The organism is Haloglomus halophilum (assembly GCF_024298885.1).
Lineage (GTDB): Archaea > Halobacteriota > Halobacteria > Halobacteriales > Haloarculaceae > Haloglomus > Haloglomus halophilum.
On record NZ_CP101166.1, the window covers coordinates 1,609,871 to 1,630,850 of the forward strand.

At 69.5% G+C, this 20,980-nt stretch carries 18 protein-coding genes; 9 read left to right on the forward strand and 9 right to left on the reverse strand.

Annotated features, from left to right (window positions below):
• Positions 1–24: 24 nt before the first annotated feature.
• Genes NL114_RS07850 through glpA form a run of 3 tightly spaced genes read right to left on the reverse strand, consistent with a single transcriptional unit; the run spans position 25 to position 4,561 of the window.
• Positions 25–1,515, reverse strand: a complete 1,491-nt coding sequence (locus tag NL114_RS07850; protein ID WP_254824234.1) for an anaerobic glycerol-3-phosphate dehydrogenase subunit C — start codon at positions 1,513–1,515, stop codon at positions 25–27.
• Positions 1,512–2,894 (reverse strand): glycerol-3-phosphate dehydrogenase subunit GlpB, encoded by a 1,383-nt coding sequence (gene glpB, locus NL114_RS07855; protein ID WP_254824235.1) that lies wholly within the window; start codon positions 2,892–2,894, stop codon positions 1,512–1,514. Before glpB ends, NL114_RS07850 begins: the two co-directional genes overlap by 4 nt.
• The gene (gene glpA / locus NL114_RS07860) at positions 2,885–4,561 is read right to left on the reverse strand and encodes an anaerobic glycerol-3-phosphate dehydrogenase subunit GlpA (RefSeq protein WP_254824236.1); all 1,677 of its coding nucleotides are present in this window, start codon (positions 4,559–4,561) and stop codon (positions 2,885–2,887) included. The genes glpB and glpA overlap by 10 nt, the downstream gene beginning before the upstream one ends.
• A 236-nt stretch (positions 4,562–4,797) precedes the next feature.
• On the opposite strand from glpA, the gene glpK reads away from it, so the two are divergent.
• Positions 4,798–6,351: a glycerol kinase GlpK gene (gene glpK, locus NL114_RS07865; protein ID WP_254824237.1), complete on the forward strand. Its 1,554-nt coding sequence runs from the start codon at positions 4,798–4,800 to the stop codon at positions 6,349–6,351.
• A 9-nt stretch (positions 6,352–6,360) separates the two neighbouring features.
• On the opposite strand, the gene NL114_RS07870 is transcribed toward glpK, so the two are convergent.
• Positions 6,361–7,068, reverse strand: coding sequence for a queuosine precursor transporter (locus NL114_RS07870; RefSeq protein ID WP_254824238.1), 708 nt, complete (start codon positions 7,066–7,068; stop codon positions 6,361–6,363).
• Positions 7,069–7,422: 354 nt separating this feature from the next.
• Here NL114_RS07870 and NL114_RS07875 point away from each other — a divergent pair, with 354 nt between their 5' ends.
• The gene (locus tag NL114_RS07875) at positions 7,423–8,325 is read left to right on the forward strand and encodes a DUF7351 domain-containing protein (protein ID WP_254824239.1); all 903 of its coding nucleotides are present in this window, start codon (positions 7,423–7,425) and stop codon (positions 8,323–8,325) included.
• Positions 8,326–8,465: 140 nt separating this feature from the next.
• Here NL114_RS07875 and NL114_RS07880 read toward each other — a convergent pair whose 3' ends face one another.
• From NL114_RS07880 to NL114_RS07890, 3 genes are read right to left on the reverse strand one after another with little or no spacing between them, the layout of a single operon-like run.
• Entirely contained in the window at positions 8,466–9,995 is a 1,530-nt protein-coding gene (locus NL114_RS07880; RefSeq protein WP_254824240.1) for a HesA/MoeB/ThiF family protein, read from the reverse strand.
• Complete coding sequence (locus tag NL114_RS07885; protein ID WP_254824241.1) at positions 9,992–10,393, reverse strand: hypothetical protein; 402 nt, start codon at positions 10,391–10,393, stop codon at positions 9,992–9,994. Before NL114_RS07885 ends, NL114_RS07880 begins: the two co-directional genes overlap by 4 nt.
• The gene (locus NL114_RS07890; RefSeq protein WP_254824242.1) at positions 10,393–10,704 is read right to left on the reverse strand and encodes a hypothetical protein; all 312 of its coding nucleotides are present in this window, start codon (positions 10,702–10,704) and stop codon (positions 10,393–10,395) included. The genes NL114_RS07885 and NL114_RS07890 overlap by 1 nt, the downstream gene beginning before the upstream one ends.
• 190 nt (positions 10,705–10,894) lie before the next feature.
• Between NL114_RS07890 and NL114_RS07895 the strand changes: the two genes are divergently transcribed.
• The 4 genes from NL114_RS07895 (at position 10,895) to NL114_RS07910 (ending at position 13,268) form a co-directional block, all read left to right on the forward strand.
• A complete protein-coding gene (locus NL114_RS07895) occupies positions 10,895–12,031 on the forward strand; it encodes an AAA family ATPase (RefSeq protein WP_254824243.1) in 1,137 nt (378 codons plus the stop codon).
• A gap of 1 nt (position 12,032) precedes the next feature.
• On the forward strand, positions 12,033–12,473 hold the full coding sequence (locus tag NL114_RS07900; protein ID WP_254824244.1) for a helix-turn-helix domain-containing protein: 441 nt from the start codon (positions 12,033–12,035) through the stop codon (positions 12,471–12,473).
• A 101-nt stretch (positions 12,474–12,574) separates the two neighbouring features.
• Positions 12,575–12,937 carry a helix-turn-helix domain-containing protein gene (locus NL114_RS07905; protein WP_254824245.1) on the forward strand — a complete coding sequence of 121 codons (363 nt, stop codon included), beginning with the start codon at positions 12,575–12,577 and terminating at the stop codon, positions 12,935–12,937.
• A complete protein-coding gene (locus tag NL114_RS07910; protein ID WP_254824246.1) occupies positions 12,930–13,268 on the forward strand; it encodes a hypothetical protein in 339 nt (112 codons plus the stop codon). Before NL114_RS07905 ends, NL114_RS07910 begins: the two co-directional genes overlap by 8 nt.
• Positions 13,269–13,270: 2 nt before the next feature.
• Here the strand turns inward: NL114_RS07910 and NL114_RS07915 are convergent, their stop codons facing one another.
• Positions 13,271–13,786 carry a DUF7342 family protein gene (locus NL114_RS07915; RefSeq protein WP_254824247.1) on the reverse strand — a complete coding sequence of 172 codons (516 nt, stop codon included), beginning with the start codon at positions 13,784–13,786 and terminating at the stop codon, positions 13,271–13,273.
• A 371-nt stretch (positions 13,787–14,157) separates the two neighbouring features.
• Between NL114_RS07915 and NL114_RS07920 the strand changes: the two genes are divergently transcribed.
• Both NL114_RS07920 and NL114_RS07925 read left to right on the forward strand, forming a co-directional pair.
• The gene (locus NL114_RS07920; protein ID WP_254824248.1) at positions 14,158–14,817 is read left to right on the forward strand and encodes a helix-turn-helix domain-containing protein; all 660 of its coding nucleotides are present in this window, start codon (positions 14,158–14,160) and stop codon (positions 14,815–14,817) included.
• A 248-nt stretch (positions 14,818–15,065) separates the two neighbouring features.
• Positions 15,066–17,567, forward strand: a complete 2,502-nt coding sequence (locus NL114_RS07925; protein ID WP_254824249.1) for a DUF11 domain-containing protein — start codon at positions 15,066–15,068, stop codon at positions 17,565–17,567.
• A gap of 70 nt (positions 17,568–17,637) precedes the next feature.
• On the opposite strand, the gene mutS is transcribed toward NL114_RS07925, so the two are convergent.
• Positions 17,638–20,349, reverse strand: a complete 2,712-nt coding sequence (mutS, locus tag NL114_RS07930; protein WP_254824250.1) for a DNA mismatch repair protein MutS — start codon at positions 20,347–20,349, stop codon at positions 17,638–17,640.
• A 196-nt stretch (positions 20,350–20,545) separates the two neighbouring features.
• On the opposite strand from mutS, the gene trxA reads away from it, so the two are divergent.
• The gene (gene trxA / locus NL114_RS07935; protein ID WP_254824251.1) at positions 20,546–20,959 is read left to right on the forward strand and encodes a thioredoxin; all 414 of its coding nucleotides are present in this window, start codon (positions 20,546–20,548) and stop codon (positions 20,957–20,959) included.
• The last annotated feature ends 21 nt before the right edge of the window (positions 20,960–20,980 follow it).

Genomic DNA, 20,980 nt, shown 5'->3' on the forward strand with positions numbered 1-20,980 from the left:
GGTTGAACCCGCGACGGCGACCGCTCAGTCGATGACGGCCGCCTCCAGCACCTGCAGCGGGTGCTTCACCTCGTAGCCCGTGCCGTGCTCCATCTGCATCGCGCAGGTGGGACACTCGGTCATCCCCACCTCTCCTGCGGCGGCCTCCATGTGCTCGAACATCTCCGCACCGATCGTCATCGAGGTCTCGTACTTCTCGGCCTTCCAGCCGTACGTCCCCGAGATGCCCGAGCAGGAGTCGCCCACGTCCTCGACGGCGACGCCGTCCACGTCGGCGAACGTCTCGATGGCCTGCCGCGCGAGCCCCTGGTTCCGGGCGTGACACGGGGCGTGGTACGCGAACGACTCGCCGCCCAGTTCTGCGTCGGCGAGTTCGCCGCGCAGGTCCTCGTGGATGCGGAGGTACTCCAGCGCCTCGAAGGTGTGTTCGGCCACGTCCTCGATACCGTGCAGGTCGAACAGCTCGGGGTACTCTTGCCGGAGCGAGAGCGAACAGGAGGTACAGGAGGCGATGACGTCGGCACCCTCGCCGATGGCGGCGACGAGTTCCTCGACGTTCGTCTCGGCGTGCCGGCGCGCGTCGTCGAGCATCCCGTTGGCGAACATCGGCGTCCCCGAGCACTGCTGGGGCGGGACCATGACCTCGTAGCCGAACGACTCGTACACCCGGACCATCGCCTTGCCCACCTCGGGGGTGTTGTAGTTGGCGTAGCAGCCGTGGAAGTAGGCCACGCGCTTCTCGGGATTCTCGACCCGCGCGCCGCCCCTCTTGCGCCACCACTCGCGGAACGTCTCCTCGGCGAAGTCGGGGAACTCCCGCTCGCCCGTGATACCGAGCAGTTTCTCGCCGGCCCACTGCGTGACCGAGAGGCCAGTCACGAAGTTCGCCAGCCGGGGGGTCTTGCTCGCGATGGCGGCGAAGAAGCGGTAGTTCGAGAGGATGCGGTTCCGGACGTACTCCGTCGAGAGCTTCTCCATCTGCTCGTCGACGTACTCGCCGCGGGCCTCGTTGTGCATCTGCGAGAGCGGCACCGAGGACGGGCACGCCGAGTCACACCGCATGCAGTTCGAGCAGTCCGTGATGGAGGGGTCGATATCGGCGTCCTCCTTGCGCTTGAGCCGCCACTGTTCCGGGCCCTGGAACTTCGGGCCGGGGAAGGAGTCGTCCACCTCCGCGACCGGACAGGAGGTGTCACAGGAGGTGCACTTGTAACAGGAGTCGGAGCCGTCGCGCAGGTCCAGCGCGCCCGTGTCGAACACGTCGACGGCGTCGTAGTCGTCCGGGTCGAGGTCCCCGCCCGTGGCGGAGGTACCGCCATCGGGGGCGACATCCGGTTCGGAATCCGCCGCGCCGGTCGCGGCCGCCCGCGACACCGGGTCGATGCCGTCCTCGGGCGGGTCGACGGTGTAGTCGGGGCCGTAGACGGCTTCCTGCTCGTCGCGGCCGAGGCGCGGGACGCCCGGTGCCGGGTGGTACTCCTCGTCCTCCGGGTCGGAATCGTCGTGTCCTGTCATCGTGACACCTCCGCGGCGGCCTCGCGCCCGGCGACGAGACCGGTCGCGAGCGAGACGCCGCTCGCGGATTTCTCGCGGGCCACGTCGGCTCCACCCAGCGTCGCCCCGGCGACGCGGACGTTCGGGAACTGCACCGCGCCGTCGGCGTCGAGCGGCCGGAGCCGGTCGTCGGTGTCGACGCCGAACCGGGCGTACGGCTGGTCACCGAGGGCGTCGTCGACGTACCACTCGTAGCGCTCCGCGGGATGCGGGACGTGACAGCCGAGGACGGGCTCGCGGACACCCTCACGGTCCGAGTGGATGCCCTTGCCGACCAGCCCACCTGTCGCGAGGACGACCGCCTCGGCGGCGTAGGGCACCTCCGTCCCCGTCCGGTCGACGAGGAGGGCATCGACGCGGCCGCTCGCGCCGTCCCCGCCGTCGGTCCCATCGGCCAGTTCGCGCCCCACGACCGGATTACCGGTCTCGTACCGGACGCCAGCGTCCTCCAGCGCCGCGTAGAGGCGGTCCTCCACCCGGAGGCCCGGGAGGCTGGGCGGTCCCATCGGAATCTCGAACACGTCGGCGCCGAGGTGGTCCGCGAGTTCGGCGCGGACCGTGGGCGCCGCGTCGTCACCGAGGAATGCCGGGAAGCCGACACGGGCGGCGCCCCCCTCGACGGCGTCGAGGTGCGGTTCCACGGCGGCCGCCAGCGCGCGGCGCGCGGGCGTCCCGTCGATGGCCTCGTCGCGGTCGAGCGCGCGGGCGACCCGCGTCACCGCCGCGTCGTCGCGGAAGGCCGCCGGGAACGCGACCTCGACCCCGGCAACGGGGAACGGGACCCCCGTCGCTTCCAGTCGAGCGGCGACCTGCCGGGCGTCGAAGTCGGTGAGCGACCGGAAGCCGACGACCAGCATCGGCCGGGCGTCGCTGGCGAGGCCCGCCGCGACCGACTCGGGATACCGCGCGGTCGGCTTCACCGTCCCGCCGAACGTCGGGACGAGTGCGTTCCGGTCGGTGTGCCCGCCCCGGTAGCCGTCGACGGCGTCGTCGAACAGTTCGAGGCCGGCGCGGAGCGCGTCGACACCGACCAGCCGGTAGGGGTGGCCCTCGGGGAGCCGGTCCACGGCCGCGAACGGGTCGACGAGCGGCCCCTCCGGGTCCGGTCGGTCCCGGATGCCGGTGCGACCCGCCGTCGGGGTCGCCGTCGGGTCGTCGTCAGCCTCAGCACGCGTGTGCGGCACGTACCCGAGCACGTCGACCAGCCCGGACGCCTGCGACAGCGTCGACTGCTTGTGCGAGACGAGCCGCACGTCGGCGCCCTCGCGGGCGGCCGCGAGCGCCGCCGTAGCGCCGGCGAGGCCGCCCCCCACGACCAGCACGTCGCTGGCTATGGCCATGCGTCCCCTCCGTCGAACGCCCCGAAGTCGATGTCGTCGTCGAGCCGCGCCGGGTCGCCGTCACGGTTCATCGTCGTCGCGTGGAGCATGTGGTTCAGCATCGCCTGCGAGAGCTGCTCGCCCCAGCACGCGTGGCGCTGGCCCTTCCAGCGCTCCTGGTACAGCTCGTCGAGCGAGGCGCGGGCCTCGCTCGCATCGAACTCGGACTCGAGTTCCGCGGCCATCCGGTGGCAACAGAACCCGCCCTGGCAGGTGCCCATCGCGGCGCGGGTGCGGAGCCGGACGGCGTTGAGGTCGCGCCCGGCGCCGTCGATGGCGTCCCGGACCTCGGCGCGGGTGACGGCCTCGCACTCGCAGACGACGGGGTTCGGGCCGTCCACGTCAAGCACCTCGTCGGCCCGGGAGCCGAGGCGCTGAGCCGAGCGTCGGCTGACCGGCGAGCGGAGGCCGAACTCGTCCATCCGGTCGTGGAGATCGCGGATGTCGTCGCTACCGGGCAGGGACTCGTCGGCGGTCCGGCAGGTCGCGCGGACTCCGAGTTTCTCGCAGACGTGGTCGGCGATGTCCTCGGCCATCATCCGGTAGGTCGTCAGTTTCCCGCCGACGATGCTGGTCATCCCGGGCAGGCCGTCGCGGTCGGCGTGGTCCAGCAGGAAGAAGTCCCGCGTGATGTCGGTCGGGTCCTCCGTGCCGGTTCCCGGCGGCTCGTACAGCGGCCGAACCCCCCAGAACGAGCGGAGCGTGCGGGCCTCGTGGAGGATGGGGAGGAGTTCGGCCAGTTGCTCGACCAGCAGGTCGACCTCCCAGCGCTCCTCGGGGTAGTCCTCGGGGTCGTCGACCTCCTCGTCGGTCGTCCCGAGGATGCAGGCCGTCTCGTGGGGGACGACGATGTCGGCGTCGCCCTTCGGCCGGCAGCGGTTGACGACCGTGTCGACCTGCCGGGTGTTCATCACCGTCATCACGCCCTTCGAGGGCCGGACCGCGATGTCGACGCCGGCCATCGCGCCCAGCTGTCCGGCCCACGCGCCCGTCGCGTTGACGACGTGGTCGGCCGTGATGCGCTCGGTGGCGCCGACCTCGGTGGTCGCCTTGCGAGGGCCGTCGCCGTGGCGGACCTCGACGCCGACCACCTCGCCGGCCTCGACGAGCACGTCGGTCACCTCGGCGTGGGTCGCGACCCGTGCGCCGTGGTCGGCGGCGTCGGCGGCGTTCGCGACGCAGAGCCGGAACGGGTCGATGGCCGCGTCCGGCACCGCGATGGCCTTCTCGATGTCGGTGGCGAGGTACGGCTCACGTTCGCGCGCCTCCGCGCCGGAGAGGACCTCGGCGGGGATGTCGCAGGCCCGACAGCCCGCCAGCTTCTCCTCGAAGTACGACTCCTCGTCCTCCGGGCGCTTGACGAAGAGGCCGCCGGTCTCCTCGACGCAGTGGGCAGCGATATCCCGGAGGACGTCGTTCTCCTCGATGCACTCGCGGGCGCTGGCCCGGTCGGAAACGGCGTAGCGGCCGCCGCTGTGGAGCAGGCCGTGCATCCGGCCGGTCGTGCCGTGGGTCAGGTTCCCCTTCTCGACGAGCGTGACGTCGACACCGCGGGTCGCGAGGTCCCGGGCGATGCCACAGCCGGTCGAGCCGCCCCCGACGACGAGGACCTCCGTCGTTCGTCTCACGTGTTGGCCGACGGTTGTGACCGACGGGCCTTAGCCCTGTGTTCCGCGCGTCGCGAAGTGCTCGAACGGATAATATGGCTATAACGGGCACAGGGGAGCATATATCCGAATAGATGTCGGGTCGGTGATGTAACAGTCATGGGGCCTACATAGGAGTCGAACAACGGGGATATATCGATAATCGATGGCGACCAATAGTTGGATACCACCGGAGGGCGAGGCACTCGACAGCAACCATGTCGGAGCACACCTACGTCGGGGCCGTCGACCAGGGGACGACGGGGACTCGCTTCATGCTCTTCGACGACGCGGGGCAGGTCGTCGCCGACGCCTACGAGAAACACGAGCAGTATTACCCGGAGCCCGGCTGGGTCGAGCACGACCCCGTCGAGATCTGGGAGAACACGACGGCCGTCGTCACGCAGGCACTCCGCGAGGCCGGCATCGATGCGGGGCAGCTGGCGGGTATCGGCATCACGAACCAGCGCGAGACGACGGTGCTGTGGGACGCCACGACGGGCCAGCCGGTCCACCGCGCCCTGGTCTGGCAGGACCGCCGGACGACCGACCGCGTCGAGGCGCTGCGGGCGGCCGGGAAGGACGGGTGGATCCGCGAGCGGACCGGGCTGGAGTGTGACGCCTACTTCTCGGCGACGAAGGCCGAGTGGCTGCTCGACAACGCCGACCCCATCGAGACGGACCGCGCCGGCGGGGCCGACGTCCGCGAGCGGGCCGCGGCCGGCGAGTTGCTGCTCGGAACCATCGACTCCTGGCTCGTCTTCAACCTCACCGGCGCGCACGTCACCGACGTGACGAACGCCTCGCGGACGATGCTGTTCGACATCCACGACCTGGCGTGGGACGACGAGCTGCTGGCGGAGTTCGACGTGCCGCGCGCGGCGCTCCCCGAGGTCCGCCCCTCCAGCGACAGCTCCTACTACGGGTACACGGACCCGGACGGCTTCCTCGGCGCCGAGGTGCCGGTGGCGGGTGCGCTGGGCGACCAGCAGGCCGCGCTGTTCGGGCAGTGCTGCTTCGACGCCGGCGACGCGAAGAACACCTACGGCACGGGCTCGTTCTTCCTGCTGAACACGGGGCCCGAGGCCGTCGACTCCGACCACGGCCTCCTGACGACGGTCGGCTTCCAGCGTTCGGGCGAACCCGCCCAGTACGCGCTGGAGGGCTCCATCTTCGTCACGGGCGCGGCCATCGAGTGGCTGGCCGACATCGACCTCATCGAGGACCCGGCCGAGACTGCGGAGCTCGCGCGGTCGGTCGACTCGACCGACGGCGTCTACGTCGTCCCGGCGTTCACCGGGCTCGGCGCCCCCCACTGGGACGGCCGTGCCCGCGGGACCGTCGTCGGGATGACCCGCGGGACGCGGAAGGCCCACATCGTCCGGGCGACGCTGGAGGCCATCGCCTACCAGACCCGGGACATCGTCGAGGCGATGGAGGCCGACGCCGGCATCGACATCCGCCGCCTCCGCGTCGACGGCGGCGCGGTCAAGAACAACTTCCTCTGCCAGCTCCAGGCCGACAGCATCGGCACCGACATCGTCCGTCCGGAGGTCGACGAGACGACCGCCCTCGGTGCGGCGTACGCCGCCGGGCTCGCCGTCGGCTACTGGAACGGTATCGATGACCTCCGCGAGAACTGGCAGGTCGACCGCGAGTTCACCCCCTCTCTGGACCGCGCGACGGCCGACCGCAGGTACGAGCGCTGGGGCGAGGCGGTCGAGCGGTCGCTCGACTGGGCCCGGGACGAGGGAAGTGACCGGTCGGCGTGACCGCCCTCCTCAGTACCGTCCCAGAACGGGATGCTCGTTCCGGCCCCGGACCAGCCCGACGACGAGGTAGACGAACGGCGTGTCCACCAGCGCGATGAGGAGCTTCACGAGGTACTGGCCGAGCATGAGTGCCACGACGCCGGCGAGCGAGAGTCCGAGTTGCGGGTTGATTCCCGCCCCGGGGAGGACGTAGAACGCGAGGCCGACGAAGATGACCGTGTCCAGTGCCTGGCTCGTCGCGGTCGAGCCGATGTTGCGGAGCCACAGGGCCTCGCCGTCGGTGTACTCGCGCAGCGCGTGGAAGACGAGCACGTCCCAGTTCTGACTCACCAGGTACGCCAGGAGGCTCCCGACGACGATGTTCAGGCTCGCGCCTAGAACCGTCGCGAACATCCCCTGCGGGACGCCACCCCCGTGGGGCGCACCGACCGTCAGCGCGACCAGTGCGAGGAGGACGAAGTTCATCCCGAACGCGACGTTGACCATCACCTGTGCCGGGCGCTTGCCGTACAACTCGGCGTAGCAGTCCGAGGCGAAGAACGTCAGCGGGTAGGCGATGGCCCCACCCGGGAGGAGGATGCTCGCGCCGACGACCGGAAGGCCGACGGGCAGCGGGACGCTCATCAGCTTCGCCGCGGTCACCTGCGAGGTCACCAGCGCCGTCACGAACAGCGCGACCAGCGCCACCGCGCCGGCAGGGAGCGTTCGGTTCGTCACGCCCACAGGTGGTGAGGAGACCAGCAAGGAGCTTTCGACCCGTCGGCGGGACCGGGTGGGACGTGACGAGCGAGCGGCCCCACGAGGAGACGGGGCGGCGCTCTCGATACGCTCCGAGCGGGACCTGTGTGAAATCGATTTCAGATGAAACTTATCCCGGAGCCCCCCCGTCACACGGATGGGAACTCCCTCCGGTTCCCGCTTCGGCCCTCCACTCCGTTCCCGCTCTCCACATCCGCCCCTCCACACCGACCCGCTCTCCACATCCGCCCCTCCACACCGACCCGCTCTCTACCCGCCCACCGACACGCACGGCCCCCCAAGGTCATTACCTCCCCGGCGCAGCCACTGCGTATGGGGGGTAATCCGGTCGGCGCCGACGGTCCGAGTCTCGCCGTCGCCGACGAGGTGCTGAAGACCATCGCCAACGAGCACCGGCTGTTCATCCTCATGACGCTCGGCGACGCCTGCACGGCGGGGCGGTACGCCACACTGCGGTTCACGGATATCTGGGAGGGGACCGAACTCGAGGACAGCGGGCGGCTGAACTACCACCTCCAGCAGCTCGTCGACACTGACTACGTCGCCAGCGTCGAGGACGGCTATCACCTGACCCTCCGGGGGCTCAAGGCCTACCAGGCGGTGAAGGCGGGGTTCTACGCGAAGGAACTGGAGATACCTCCCTTCGAACTGGAGCCGACCCACGATGTCTGCGGGGAACACCTCCACGCATCGTACCGCGACCAGCGCGTGAGCATCGAGTGCCCCTCGTGCGACGACCAGCTGCACCAGTACCCGGTGCCGCCGGGACCGTTCGACGCCGACGCGGTTCCGGAGGTCGCCGAGGCGATGAACGTCCGCTTCACGACGGACCTCCTGTCGATGTCGCAGGGGTTCTGCCCGTACTGCTCGGGGCCGGCGGAGCTGGATGTGGGCCACGAGCACTTCGACAGCCTCGACATCGAAGGCTGGAACGTGCCCGCGCTGCTGTTCTGGTGTACCCACTGCCACTGGTTCATGTTGAGCACGATGGAGCGGCCGCTGCTGTTCGAACCCCCGGTCGTGGCCTTCTTCGCCGAGCGGGGCGTGAACGTCTGGGAGACCCCCGGCTGGAGCGATGTCTTCGCGGCGGAGGACACCGTCCGCTCGACCGACCCGCTCGAGGTCGAACTGACGTTCTCCTGTGCGGGCGACACCATCGATGTCGTCGTCGATGGGTCGCTGGACGTGCTCCACACCGAGACGCGCCACGGCTGACCCACCGCCGCCGCGGGCGGCAGCGCGAGCGGTCCGTGTCGTCGCGGGTCGGCAGCGGCTGACGGCCCGGGTGGACCGGGAGCTATCGTGGATACGGGAGCGAGGGCCGAACCGGCCCTCGAGGAGCGTGTGTGTCGCTCTCAGTCCGAGGTGGCCGTCTCGGGGCCGTCCTCGGGCGTGAACTGTGCGTCGCCGAACGAGCGCTGCCCGACGCCGAGCACACCCTCGTCCCCGCAGGTGGGGCACTCGCGGCTGGGCTCGGTCGTGAGCGCGGTCATCTCGTGAGCCGTGTCCTCGTACCGGATGAAATCCGGCGGGACCTTCACCCCGGTCACCACGTCCGTGGCGACCGAGACCGTCTTCGAGGCACAGAGCCCGTTGAGGTGGATGACCGCCGGCTCGGGCGACACCTGTTCGGTGTCGATGTAGCCTCGTTCGAGTTCGGCCTCGCGCTCGTCGGGCGAGAGCCGCTCGATGCGCGCGGCCTCCTGGTCGTGACGTCCCAGGCAGTCGAAGCACGCGGTGCTCCCGGGCGCCACCAGGTGGACGTACCCGGTCATCCCGACTACCCGATCATCCGTCGTGTCGATGCGGACCCCGGCGTCGACGTAGTAGGTCAGGTGCTTGACGGCCCACTCGTTGCAGAACGAGCGGGCGCTCACGCGGTCGACGCAGCCGACGACGAGGTCACAGTCGGCCAGCCGCTCCGGGACCTCCTGGACGGGCTCGGCGACGGCCGTCACGTCGATGTCGGCCGGCGAGGACCGCCAGGCGTGCTCGCGGACGGCCTCGACCTTGGGCTTCCCGACGTGGTGGTCGTAGGCGCCGACCAGCCGCGGCAGGTTGCTCGGCTCGACCGTGTCCGGGTCGACGAGGACGAGCTCGCCGACGCCGAGCCGCGCGAACTGCTCGGCGACCTGCGAGCCGATGCCGCCGACCCCGACGACGCCGACCGTGGCGTCGTGGAGCCGGCGCTGGCCGTCGGTCCCGAGCGCACGGACGTTCCGGTCGAAACGGTCGCCGACACCGTCGTCGCCCCCCAGCGTGTCGGTGTCGGCAGTGGGTGCATCCCCGTTGCTCGCGGTCGCCCCGTCGCGCTCGCCGCCGTCCGTCGGTGTGAACCGGTCGACCGCCCCCGGGACCGGGTCGTCGAGCTTCCATCCGCCGACGACCTCGACCGGGAGCGCCGCGAACCGCTCGCCCGCGTTCGCCACCGCCTCGATGCCGGACTGCCCGACGACGGCGAAGCCGAACGGGCGGTCCGGGAACAGGCCCGTCAGCCACTCGCGGAACCGCCCCATCGCCTCCACGTCGATGCTGCTGAACCGCGGGTCGTCCGAGAACGGGTGGCTGTGGACCAGCACGGGCGCGAGCTGCCGGTCGTAGCAGTCCCCGACGTGGTCGCGCTCGACCGCCGGCTCGGGCCGGCACGCGGTCTTCGACTGCCGGGCCAGCTGCTCGTCCGGCACCGGGACCACCTCGCTCGCGAGCAGGTCCGGGGCATCCGCCGACCCCTCGGCGTCGGCTGGGGCGTCGGGCTTCCCGTGCCCCGGTGCCGGGCCGGTTCCGGCATCGACGAACGCGAACCGCTCCTGCTCGTCGGCCTGGAGGAGCGCCTCGCGCAGCTCGCGGACGACCCGTGCCGGGACGCGCAGACGGCGGTCGCTCACGCCGACCCCTCCGCGAACGGGTTGTCGCTGTACGGGTCCGCCAGCGACGCCCGCATCATCGTCGTGAGCTTCACCAGCGTGTCCGACGCCGGGTCCCAGTTCGCGTTGTGGTCCTCGATACACCACTTGCTCCAGTCGGAGTCGCCGTACGGCGAGATGCCGTGGAGCAGGTGGGTCGGCGACCCACCCTCGTAGGACATCTCCTTCGGGACGTACACGGTGGGCATGTCCCGGGGGTACGTGTCGGGGAGCTCGTACCGGAGCTTGCCGAACTGCGGGTCCCAGCCCGGCGGGAAGTCGAACCGCTCTAGCACCACCCGCCGGTCGGCCTCGCTGTACTCGACCGGGTAGCGCTCCCCCAGTTTCCGGGCCTCCTCGTAGGCGCGGCCGCGCTTCATCAGACCCCTCCGCCCGGCCGACCGCCCCGACCCCCGACAGACCGGACATCCCGGCCTTCGCCCGGCCGACTACCACGGCCCAGGCCGGGTCGTCCGAAGACCTGTCCCTCTCCGGGCTGGAAGCTGACGTTCGTCCCCTCCGGGACGGCGTCGGCCACGACATCGCGGTCGCCGAGCACCTTCACCTCGCCGTTCTCCTCGTAGGTCGCCAGTTCGTCGTCGTCCCGGTCCAGCCGCTCCTTGAGGTCCTGGACCGTCGTGCCGTCCTCGACCGGCACCTCGCGGCCCTCGACCTGGATGAGTTCGCCCATGGTTGACACCACACCGGGCGCACGGATGCCGCCGTTATAGTAGTTACTGCTAATCGAGTTGATATTGTTACTAGAGTTGTTAGAGCCGATTGAGCCGATCAGACAACCGCGAGGATCGAGTCGATACAGCCAGTGCACCGGATACACCCACTACGTTCAAGAGTCAGGGGCGGGAAGTCCGGGGTAACCGATGGTCGACGACATCGTCTCGGAGATCAAGGGGGAGTTCGAGAGCGGGGGGAGCTGGCCGTACGAGGTGGACGGCCACCGCTTCCGGACGAACCCGTTCGCCGAGAAGTGGCCCGACCCGAGCCTGTTCGCCGGCTACGAGGACGAACTCCGGCGGCTCCGGGAGAACATCCAGCGCAACGTCAACACGTTCATCACGGGCCCGTTCGGCACGGGCAAGACCATCCTGACGAAGACGATGTACGAGGTGCTGACGGAGGTCGAGGAGTACGAGCCCGTCTTCGTCGCGGTCCAGAAGGGCCGGTTCAGCAAGACGATGGCCAAGCGCATCCTCGACGAGCTGGGCGAGCCGGTCGACTCCACGGCCACCAGCACGGAGCTGTACGACGACGTGGCCGACGCCCTGGAACGGCGCTACGAGGACGGGGTCCGGACGGTCGTCTTCTACGACGAGGTCATCAACGGGAGCGAGGGCACCCTGCGGCAGATCCTCCACCTCCAGCGCGACGTGGAGAACTGGGAGCCGGTGCTCGTCTTCAACGGCACCGCCCACATGCTCGACCAGATCCACGGCCGTATCGAGCCGCTCTCTGACCGCATCGGCGACGAGATCACGCTCTCGGGCCTCGACATCGACGGCGTGGTCGAACTCGTCAACAAGCGCCTTCGCTACTACTGCCGCGAGAGCGAGTGGGGCGACGGCGACGGCTGCAGCCACGACGAGGGAGACCTCGCCCCGTTCACCCGCGAGGCCATCGAACTCGTCCATCAGGACATCACGCCGTACCCGCGCCACATCCGCCGCGAGTGCAACGAGGTCATCGAGGCCGGCGCCCGGGTCGAGCGTGACGTGCTCGACTTCGAGTTCGTCCGGGCGACGCTCGCCGAGGAGACCTCGCGGAAACTGGAGCAGCTCTCGGGCCACGCTGCCGACGTGGTCGCGGTCCTCGACGAACAGGGCCCCAGCACGGCCAACGGCATCACCGAGGCGCTCGAGGCCAGCTCCTACCACATCCAGGAGGCGCTGACCGAACTGGAGAAGGAGGGCCTCATCCGCGCCACCGAGGGGGACCGCGGCATCGAGTACAAACTGACCGAACAGACCAGCCGTGAGCTGTCCAACCTGACACAGAGCTAGTATGTCCGTCCCCTCCGAGGCAGAACTCCGCCGGTTCTTCGACGACGAGACGGTCGCCCGCGAGGCCCACCGGGCCGCCGTGGCCACCTCGTGGCTGAGCCTCCGGCTGCTCGACCACCTCTACCGGGAGGGCGCCGCCTCGACCGGGGAGCTGGCCCGGCACTGCAACCTCGACATGCGCGAGGTCCGCGACCGGCTGGAGGAACTCGCTACGGCCGGCATCGTGGCCGACCGCGACGGCGTGTGGGAACCAGCAGCGGACGAGTTGACTGTTACCATCGGGCGCGATGAGGGCGTGACCGTCGCGCTCGCCGTCGGCGAGCCCGAACCGGAGGGGGCCGAATCGGCGGAACCCGAGGAAGAAGCGGACGAGGAGGACGACAGCGGAACGGGCCTGCTCGGCGGGACGGTCCGGCGACTGGGTCGGCTGCTGTCGCCGTAGGGGCGGCCGGATGTCACTCTTCTGACGCCGATCTCTCCCGCATCAGGGAGCGGAACCGTGAGCGACAAAACCGCTTAGTACATCCGATACAACTGATACGTATGCCCATCAGTGCCGACCGGTTCGACGATATCGACCCGGACGACGACGGGCCCGCACCCGAAACGAACGCCCGGGCGGTCCTCGATTTCCTCGCATCGAATCCGGATCAGGCGTTCACGCAGAGCGAACTCGTCGAGGCAACCGGCGTCGCGCAGGGGTCGATCGGGCCGACGCTGGTCCGCCTTCGTGAGCGCGGCCGGGTCGACCACCGAGGACGGTACTGGCGAATCAGCGACCACGAACGGAGTGCCGACGCGGCGGTCAGCCATGCGAGCGAGGTCGCAGCGAGCCATGAGGGCGAGCCGTTCGCGTACGACGAGTGGCAGGAACACGCGACCGACCCTCGCGAGGACCGTGAGTGACGGTGCCTTCGGGAAGGGTGATGTCTTCTGGGCTCCCGACCCGTTCCGAGACGGATCGAATCCACGGCTCTGGCTGGTTCTCGCGGCGGACTCGCTTCCCTATCCGGGCGAGGAGTACGTCTGTGCTGCGCTGACGACGAGCGACCTCCCCGCGAACAGCGAGGTCGGCGACGAGTGGGTTTCCGGGCGGAACCCGCAGAAGACCTCCTACTGTTCGCCGTGGGTCCTCGCGACAGTGAAACATCGGGCAGTGGCAAACCCGCAAGGTGAGATCTCGGCCGCGTTCACCGACCGGATGATCGACGAGGCGAAGAGCTACCTCGATTCCTGACTTCAGGCCGAGAGTGCGTCCTCGGCCGCCCAGTCGTACTCGTTGAGCGCGGCACGGACCAGCGAGAGACGATTCCGGAGATGCTCCCACTCGCTCGCGGCCTCGCGCCGTTCATCCACCTCGTCCGGGTCGTCGCTGTCGGCCACCGTCGCGCGGAGTTCACCGGGAGACTCCACGCCGTACCGCGACTCCCAGTCGGAGATACGACGGCGCATCGAGTCGAGTGCGTCGGTCAGTTCCTCACGGTCGTGCTCGCGCTGGAGTGCGGCAACCTCGCGATAGCGTGCCATGAGTCGGTCGACCAGATACAGTGTCCGGTCGCCCCGCTCGATCACCTGAAGGACGCCGTCCTCGGCGAGCTGGTCGAGATACTTCCGGGCTGTCTTCACCGAGACATCGGTCTCCTCGGCGACCCACGAGGCGGTCCGGGGTTCGCGGAGCGTTCGGGCAGCGGCCCTGACGCGCTCCCCCCGGGTCAGGGCCCGGGCATCACGGTCGGAGTCAGCGGAATCGGACATACCGGCGATACGTGCTGATGGAGCATGTATCCAGCGAGCTGGAATATTGTGTTTCCGCGCTCACTCCTCCAGCCGGCGCTGCCCCTCCTGAACCCGTCCGAGCGGGCTGGCGACGTGCTCTCTACGCCCATCCCCTGCAACCCCTCCAGCGCGGAATCGGTGGTCGGGTCCAGTGTGCCGGGGGCTCGGCCCCCGTCAGCCGGAGAATCGTGTCCGTGAAGCTCCCGTCCGCTCGCCACCGACACGACCTCGGACGTGTGGGCGCCCGCCCCGAGTCGCGACATCCGGTACGGTCTCCAAAATTATCAATTATAATTAATCTTCATCGGGGCGAAATGTTATGGCCCTACTCTCCCAGAACAGCGGTAGATATGAGCGTCCTCCTGGAGTTCACCATCGACGCCGATGCGTTCCAGCTCGGGCAGGTGCTGGCACCGCCGCCCGAGATGGTGCTCGAACTCGAACGCATCGTCCCGACCGGGGCGATGGTGATGCCGTTCGTGTGGGCAATCGGCGACGAGTATCACACGTTCGAGGAGCGCGTCCGGTCGCATCCGGCCATCAGATCGCTGACCTCGCTCGATCGGTTCGGGGACCAGGGGCTGTATCGGCTCGAGTGGCACGGCGCCCCGACGGACCTGATCGCAGCCTTCGAACGGTCGGAAGCCGTCATCCTCGAGGCGCGGGGGGACGAGACGTGGAAGTTCCGACTCCGCTTTTCGGATCACGATGCCCTCTCGACCTTCCACGAGACCGTCCGCGACCTGGATCTCCCGATCCGTGTCGACCGAACCTACACCCTGCTCGAACCGTTCGAACAGGGACGGCCGCTCGATCTGACGCCAGAGCAACGGGAAGCGCTCGTCCTCGCGGTTCGGCGGGGCTACTTCGCGTCCCCGAGCCGGGTGGAGCTCGACGAACTCGCCGGCGAGCTCGGGATCAGTCGCCAGGCGATCTCGAAGCGCATCCGGCGAGGCAACGAGAAGATCATCGAGAGCGCCCTGCTGTCCTCGACCCCGGATACCGACTGACAGCGGTTCTGGTCGCGGTTTCTCGGCCCCGTTCGGGGAACGTCACCCAAGTTCGCGGGGCACGGCCCCTTATAAACGAGTTTCCCAGTCAACCGCGAACCGTATCCAGTAGTGGGGAGACGAAGACAGGGAATGGCGATTAATTTCGGCGTAAGCGGTCTCTCACGGAGAAGACATCGGAGCGGGTGGGGCCAGTCGACGGTACGGACACGGCCGGTGGCTCCGCTGCCTCCCGGAGGAACCGAACGATGACCGACGAGGACGTCCCGGAGTCGGGGAACTTCACCCGGAGACGGGCCCTCCAGGTCGTTGCAGCGGGGGGTGCCGTCGGCCTCGCGGGGTGCTCGAACCCCGATACCCCCTGTGACCTGACACTCTCGAAGGAACACTCGGGCGATCCGGTCACGTACGGGGGGACGACCGAGTTCGAGATCAGCGTCTGCAACGAGGGCGACGAGGAGTGTACCGACGGCGTGACCGTCACCGACGACCTGCCGAGCGGAACGACGTTCGACTCGGTCGGCGGGAGCGGCTGGACGGCCAGCGAGAGCGGCGGTGTCGTCACGTGCGAACACCCGAACGCGAACGGCCTCGGCGGCGGGGACTGTCTACCGACCCTGACGCTGACCGTCGAGGTCGGGCAGCCGGACGAGGTCGGGCCCGAGATCGCCAACTGCGCCACCGTCGAGCAGGGCGACCCCGATACCAGGAGCAAGACGGACTGCGTCAAGGTCCCGGTCGAACCGCCCGAGGGCGAGTGCGACCTGGCAATCTCCAAGCGGTACGGTGCCGACACCGTCACCGAGGGGAGTGCTGCGACCTTCCAGATCGAGGTCTGCAACGAGGGCGACGGCGTCTGTACGGACCCCGTCACCGTCGTCGACGGCCTGCCGAACGGTGTGACCTTCGATACGGGGGCTGGCTCCGGATGGTCCGTCACCCAGAGTGGCGGCTCCGTCGTCGCGACCCACGCCAACGGCGGCGGGCTCGACGCAGGGGAGTGTCTCCCGATACTCGAGCTGACCCTCGGTATCGGACCGATATCCGAAACCGGTGACGCGATCCGCAACTGCGCGAGTCTCAAGGTCGACGACGCGAACGACGCGAACGATGTCGACTGCGTGAGCGTGCCCGTCGACCCGGGCGAACTCGAGGGCGAGTGTGACCTGGCGATCTCCAAGCGGTACGGTGCCGACACCGTCACCGAGGGGAGTCCCGCCACTTTCGAGATCGAGGTCTGCAACGAAGGGGACGAGGTCTGTGAAGACGAGGTGACGGTCGTCGACGGCCTGCCGGCCGGCGTGACGTTCGGTTCGGGGAGCGGCACCGGCTGGAGTGTCAGTCAGAGTGGCGGCTCCGTCGTCGCGACCCACGACAACAGCGGTGGGCTCGACCCCGGCGAGTGTCTCCCGGTGCTCGAGCTGACCGTCAACATCGGCTCGATGTCCGTCACCGGCGACGCCATCCGCAACTGCGCGAGCCTCAAGGTCGCGGATTCGAACGCTGCGAACGACCGCGACTGCGTGAGCGTGCCCGTCGAGCCCGGCGAACTCGACGGCGAGTGCGACCTGGGGATCAGGAAGACCTCCAGCGCGGACGCCGTGACCGAGGAGTCGGGGGCTACCTTCGAGGTGACCATCTGCAACGAGGGCGACGGGATCTGCGACGAGCCGGTGACGGTCGTCGACGGACTCCCCGGCGGCGTGAGCTTCGAGACGGGTGCCGGAACCGGCTGGAGCTTCGGCGAGAACAACGGGACCGTGACGGCGACCCACGCCAACGGCGGTGGACTCGACCCCGGCGAGTGTCTCCCGACGATGGAGCTGAACGTCCAGATCGGCGCCATCGAGGAGACGGGCGACCAGATCCGCAACTGTGCCAGCATCGAGGGCACGGATGCGAACCCCGACAACAACCAGAACTGCGTGAGCGTGCCCGTCCAGCCCGCCGCGGGCGAGTGCGACCTGGCGGTCACCAAGACCCACGCCGGTGGCGGCGTGGTGACCGCGGGCGAGCCCACCGAGTTCGACATCGTGGTCTGTAACCAGGGTGACGGCGACTGCGACGAGGAGGTGACGCTCACCGACGACCTGCCCGACGGCCTGACGTACACCTCGGCGAACGGCACCGGCTGGAGTGTCAACCAGAGCGGCGGCGTCGTCACCGCGACGCACGGGAACGGCACCGGGCTCGCGCCCGGGGACTGCCTCCCGGCGCTGACCCTGGCGGTCGATGTCGGGTCGATCGACGAGACCGGCGATCAGATCCGCAACTGCGTCAGTATCGACGGCAGCGACGTGAACGCGAGGAACGACCGCGACTGCGCGGTCGTGACCGTCACGCAGCCGGTCGAGAGCTGTAACGGCCTCACGGTCGAGAAGCTGGCCGCGACACAGTTCACCTACGGCGCGCAGGAGGAGTACGACATCACGGTCTGTAACCCGACGGACGCACAGTGTGACAGCCAGGTCACCGTGACCGACGACCTGCCGGACGGGATGTCGTTCGTCTCCGCCGCCGGAAGCGGCTGGACCGTCTCGGTGAGCGGTGGCGTCGTCACCGCGACCCACCCCAACAACGGGGCGCTCTCGCCCGGGAGCTGTCTCCCCACCCTGACGCTGACCGTCGATGTCGTCCCGGCAGCACAGTTCCCCGGCGGCTCGGACGCCGTCCAGAACTGCGCGCAGCTGGTCGTGGACGGCGCGGTGGTCAACGAGGGCTGTGTCACCCACGTGATCACGAACAACTGACGACGCGCTCGGGCCGTCGCCAATCGGTCCCCGCGACCGAGCACTCGCGGGGGAGATGGCCCACGCCCCGTCACTCCTCCAGCCGGCGCTGCCACTCCTGCACCCGCGAGAGCAGGTCCACCGGCGACGTATCCTCGATATCGACATCTTCCAGTTCCGTCAGCACGGACTCGGTCGTCGGGTCAAGGGCCTCCGGATTGTCCCCACCATCAGCCGCCGCAGCGTCCTCCCTGAACTCCCCGCCGCCGAGGTCGAACACCGCCTGCACGGTCTCGTCGGGGCTCGTCTCCGACCCCGAGCCCTTCGCCTCGATGGCCTTCTCCTCGCGGAGCCGGTCCAGCACGTCTCGCGAGCGCTCGACCACGGGCGCCGGCACGCCCGCGAGGTCCGCGACGTGGACGCCGTAGGAGCGGTCGGTCGCGCCGTCGCGGACGGTCCGGAGGAACGTCACGTCACCGTCGCGTTCCTCCGCCGCGACGTGGACGTTCTCGACGCGGGGGAGGTGCTCGGCCAGCGAGGTCAGTTCGTGGTAGTGGGTCGCGAACAGCGTCTTCGCGCGGACCTCGTTGTGGAGATACTCCGTCGCCGCCCAGGCAATCGAGATGCCGTCGTACGTCGCCGTCCCGCGCCCGACCTCGTCCAGGATGACGAGCGAGTCCTCGGTCGCGTTGTGGAGGATATTGGACAGCTCCTGCATCTCGACCATGAACGTGGAGCGGCCCTGCGCGAGTTCGTCGAGCGCGCCGACGCGGGTGTAGACCCCGTCCACGAGCCCCACGCGAGCCTCCCGCGCCGGGACGAACGAGCCGACCTGCGCGAGCAGCGTCACCAGCGCGGCCTGGCGCATATACGTCGACTTCCCGCTCATGTTCGGGCCCGTCACCAGCAGGAAGCGCCGCTCGCCGTCCAGCCGGAGGTCGTTGGGGACGAACTCGACCGACTGCTCGACGACCGGGTGCCGAGCCGCCTGCAGGTCCAGCACGTCCTCGTCGGTCAGCTCGGGCCGGGTCCAGTCGTTGCGCACGGCGTGCTCGGCCAGCGAGCAGAGCGTGTCCAGTTCCGCGAACGCGCGGCCGACGGCCTGCAGCAACTCGGCCTCGGCACCGACCTGCTCGCGCAGGTCGCGGAAGACCTCCGCCTCGAGGTCCCCGCGTTGCTCCTCGAGGCGCATGATCTCGCGTTCGCGCTCCTCGAGTTCCTCGGTAACGAACCGCTCGCTATTTTTCAGCGTCTTGATGGCCTCGTAGTGGTCGGGGACATCGTCGCTCTCGGACTTGCCGACCTGGATGTAGTAGCCGTCCGTCTTGTTCCGGCCGACCGAGAGGTGATTGAGCCCGTGCTCGCGCTGCTCGCGCTCGGCGAGTGTGTCGATCCACTCGGCGGCCTCGTCGTGGCGCTCGACCAGTTGGGCGAGTTCCTCGTCGTACTCTGGGCGGATGAGTCCGCCCGCTGTCAGCGACTTCGGCGGGTCGTCGGCGAGCGCGGCCTCCAGCTCATCGCGCACCTCCGCGACGGCCTCGCGGTCGAGGTCGGTGAACAGGTCCGCCACGGGCGAGTCCGCAAGCCGCGGCGACGACTCGACGGCCTCGACCAGCGCCGGCAGCTCCGCGAGCGTCTCGCGCACCCGGAGCAGCGCGTCGGGACCGGCGCTCCCCGACGCGGTCCGCGAGGCCAGCCGTTCGAGGTCGTAGGTGCCGTCCAGCGTCTCGCGCAGGCGGTCCCGGGCCATCGCGTCCGCGGCGAGCGCGGCGACCGCCCCTTGCCGCCGTTTCAGCTCCGCGCGGTCGCGCCGGGGGCGCCCGAGCCACTCCTTCAGCAAGCGCCGGCCCGCGCTGGTCTCCGTGTGATCGAGCGTATCGAACAGCGACCGGCCGTTGCCGGTCATCGGCTCCGTGAGTTCGAGGTTGCGCTGGGTCGTCGCGTCCAGCGAGACGTGGTCGTCGGGCGTGTACGCGTGCAGCCGCGAGACCGACGCCAGGGCGCCCGCGCCCGTCTCGGCGACGTACGCGAGCGCGGCGCCCGCGGCCTGTATCGCGGGCTCCGAGTCCAGGCCGACGCTGTCGGCCGCGCCGTCGCCGAACTGCTCGCGGAGGGTGTGCTTCGCGCGGCCGGGGGCGAACGCCTCGGCGTCGTGGAGCGTGAGGCGTGTCTCGCCGCCGTCGGCGCCGAGCGACTCGCGCAGGCGTTCGAGCAGTGCGTCGTCGTTGCGCGCGTCGGGGCCCGGGAGCACCTCGGTCGGCGCGAACCGGTAGCACTCGGTCAGGGCGCGTGATTCCGCTTCGGGTCCGGAGACGGCGGTCGCGTGGAACCGGCCCGTCGTCACGTCGAGGAAGGCCAGCCCGACGGTCGGCTCGGACCCGCTCTCGCCCCGGACGAGCGTCGCGAGGTACTGGGCGTCGTCGCCGGAGGGGTCCAGCAGCGTCCCGGGCGTGACGACCCGGTCGACCCGGCGCTCGTGACCGTCGTCGACGGGATGCTGGTCGGCCACCGCCACCCGATACCCCCGCTCGACCAGCGCCTTCAGGTACGGCGCGAGGTCGTCGACGGGGACGCCGGCCATCGAGTAGTTCTCGCCGCCCGACGAGCGCTGGCTCACCTTCAGGTCGAGCTCTCGGCCGACGAGTTCGGCGTCCTCGCCGAAAAATTCGTAGAAATCCCCCATCTGCATCGCCAGCACGTCCGCCTCGGCCTCTCGGCGTAGCGCGAAATACTCGCCGACGATGCCCGACGCTTCGGTCGGTTCGCCGGTGCCGAACCAGTCCTCGTCGGGCGAGTCGGTCATGGCAAGAGGGTGGTGCGGGCGAGGGCAAAAACGGTCGGATTCCGGGGTGGAACTGAACTCCGTGGGGTCCCCCGGCAACGGCGCCGCCACCTCGCCGTGCGCTGCCGCGCAGACCGGAGAGGAGGAACCGACGACCGGATTGTATTGCTGTATTTGTGCAAAACTCTTAAATCTAACAGGCGAGTACGGTGTGTCGATGAGCGAATCAGACAGCGACCTGTCGGAGGCACGAGCACGGAAGGCCGAGGAACTGCGATCGCGGGCTGAATCGGGAGGTGACAGTCCCCCCGGCCGCGACGAGCCGGTCCACGTCGGCGGCCCCGACGAGTTCCAGTCCCTCCTCGACGAGGGCGGTGTCGTCCTCGTCGACTTCTATGCAGACTGGTGTGGTCCGTGCAAGATTCTCGAACCTATCGTCGCGGACCTGGCCGCCGAGACGGACGCGACCGTCGCGAAGGTCGACGTGGACCAGCAGCGCCAGCTCGCCACCCAGTACCAGGTGCAGGGCGTCCCGACGATGTACCTGTTCGCCGACGGCGAGCCGGTCGAGCGCATGGTCGGCGTCAAGCAGAAGAGCGAACTGGTCTCGCTGGTCGAGCAGTACACCTGAGCGAGCCGGTCGACGGGCCGG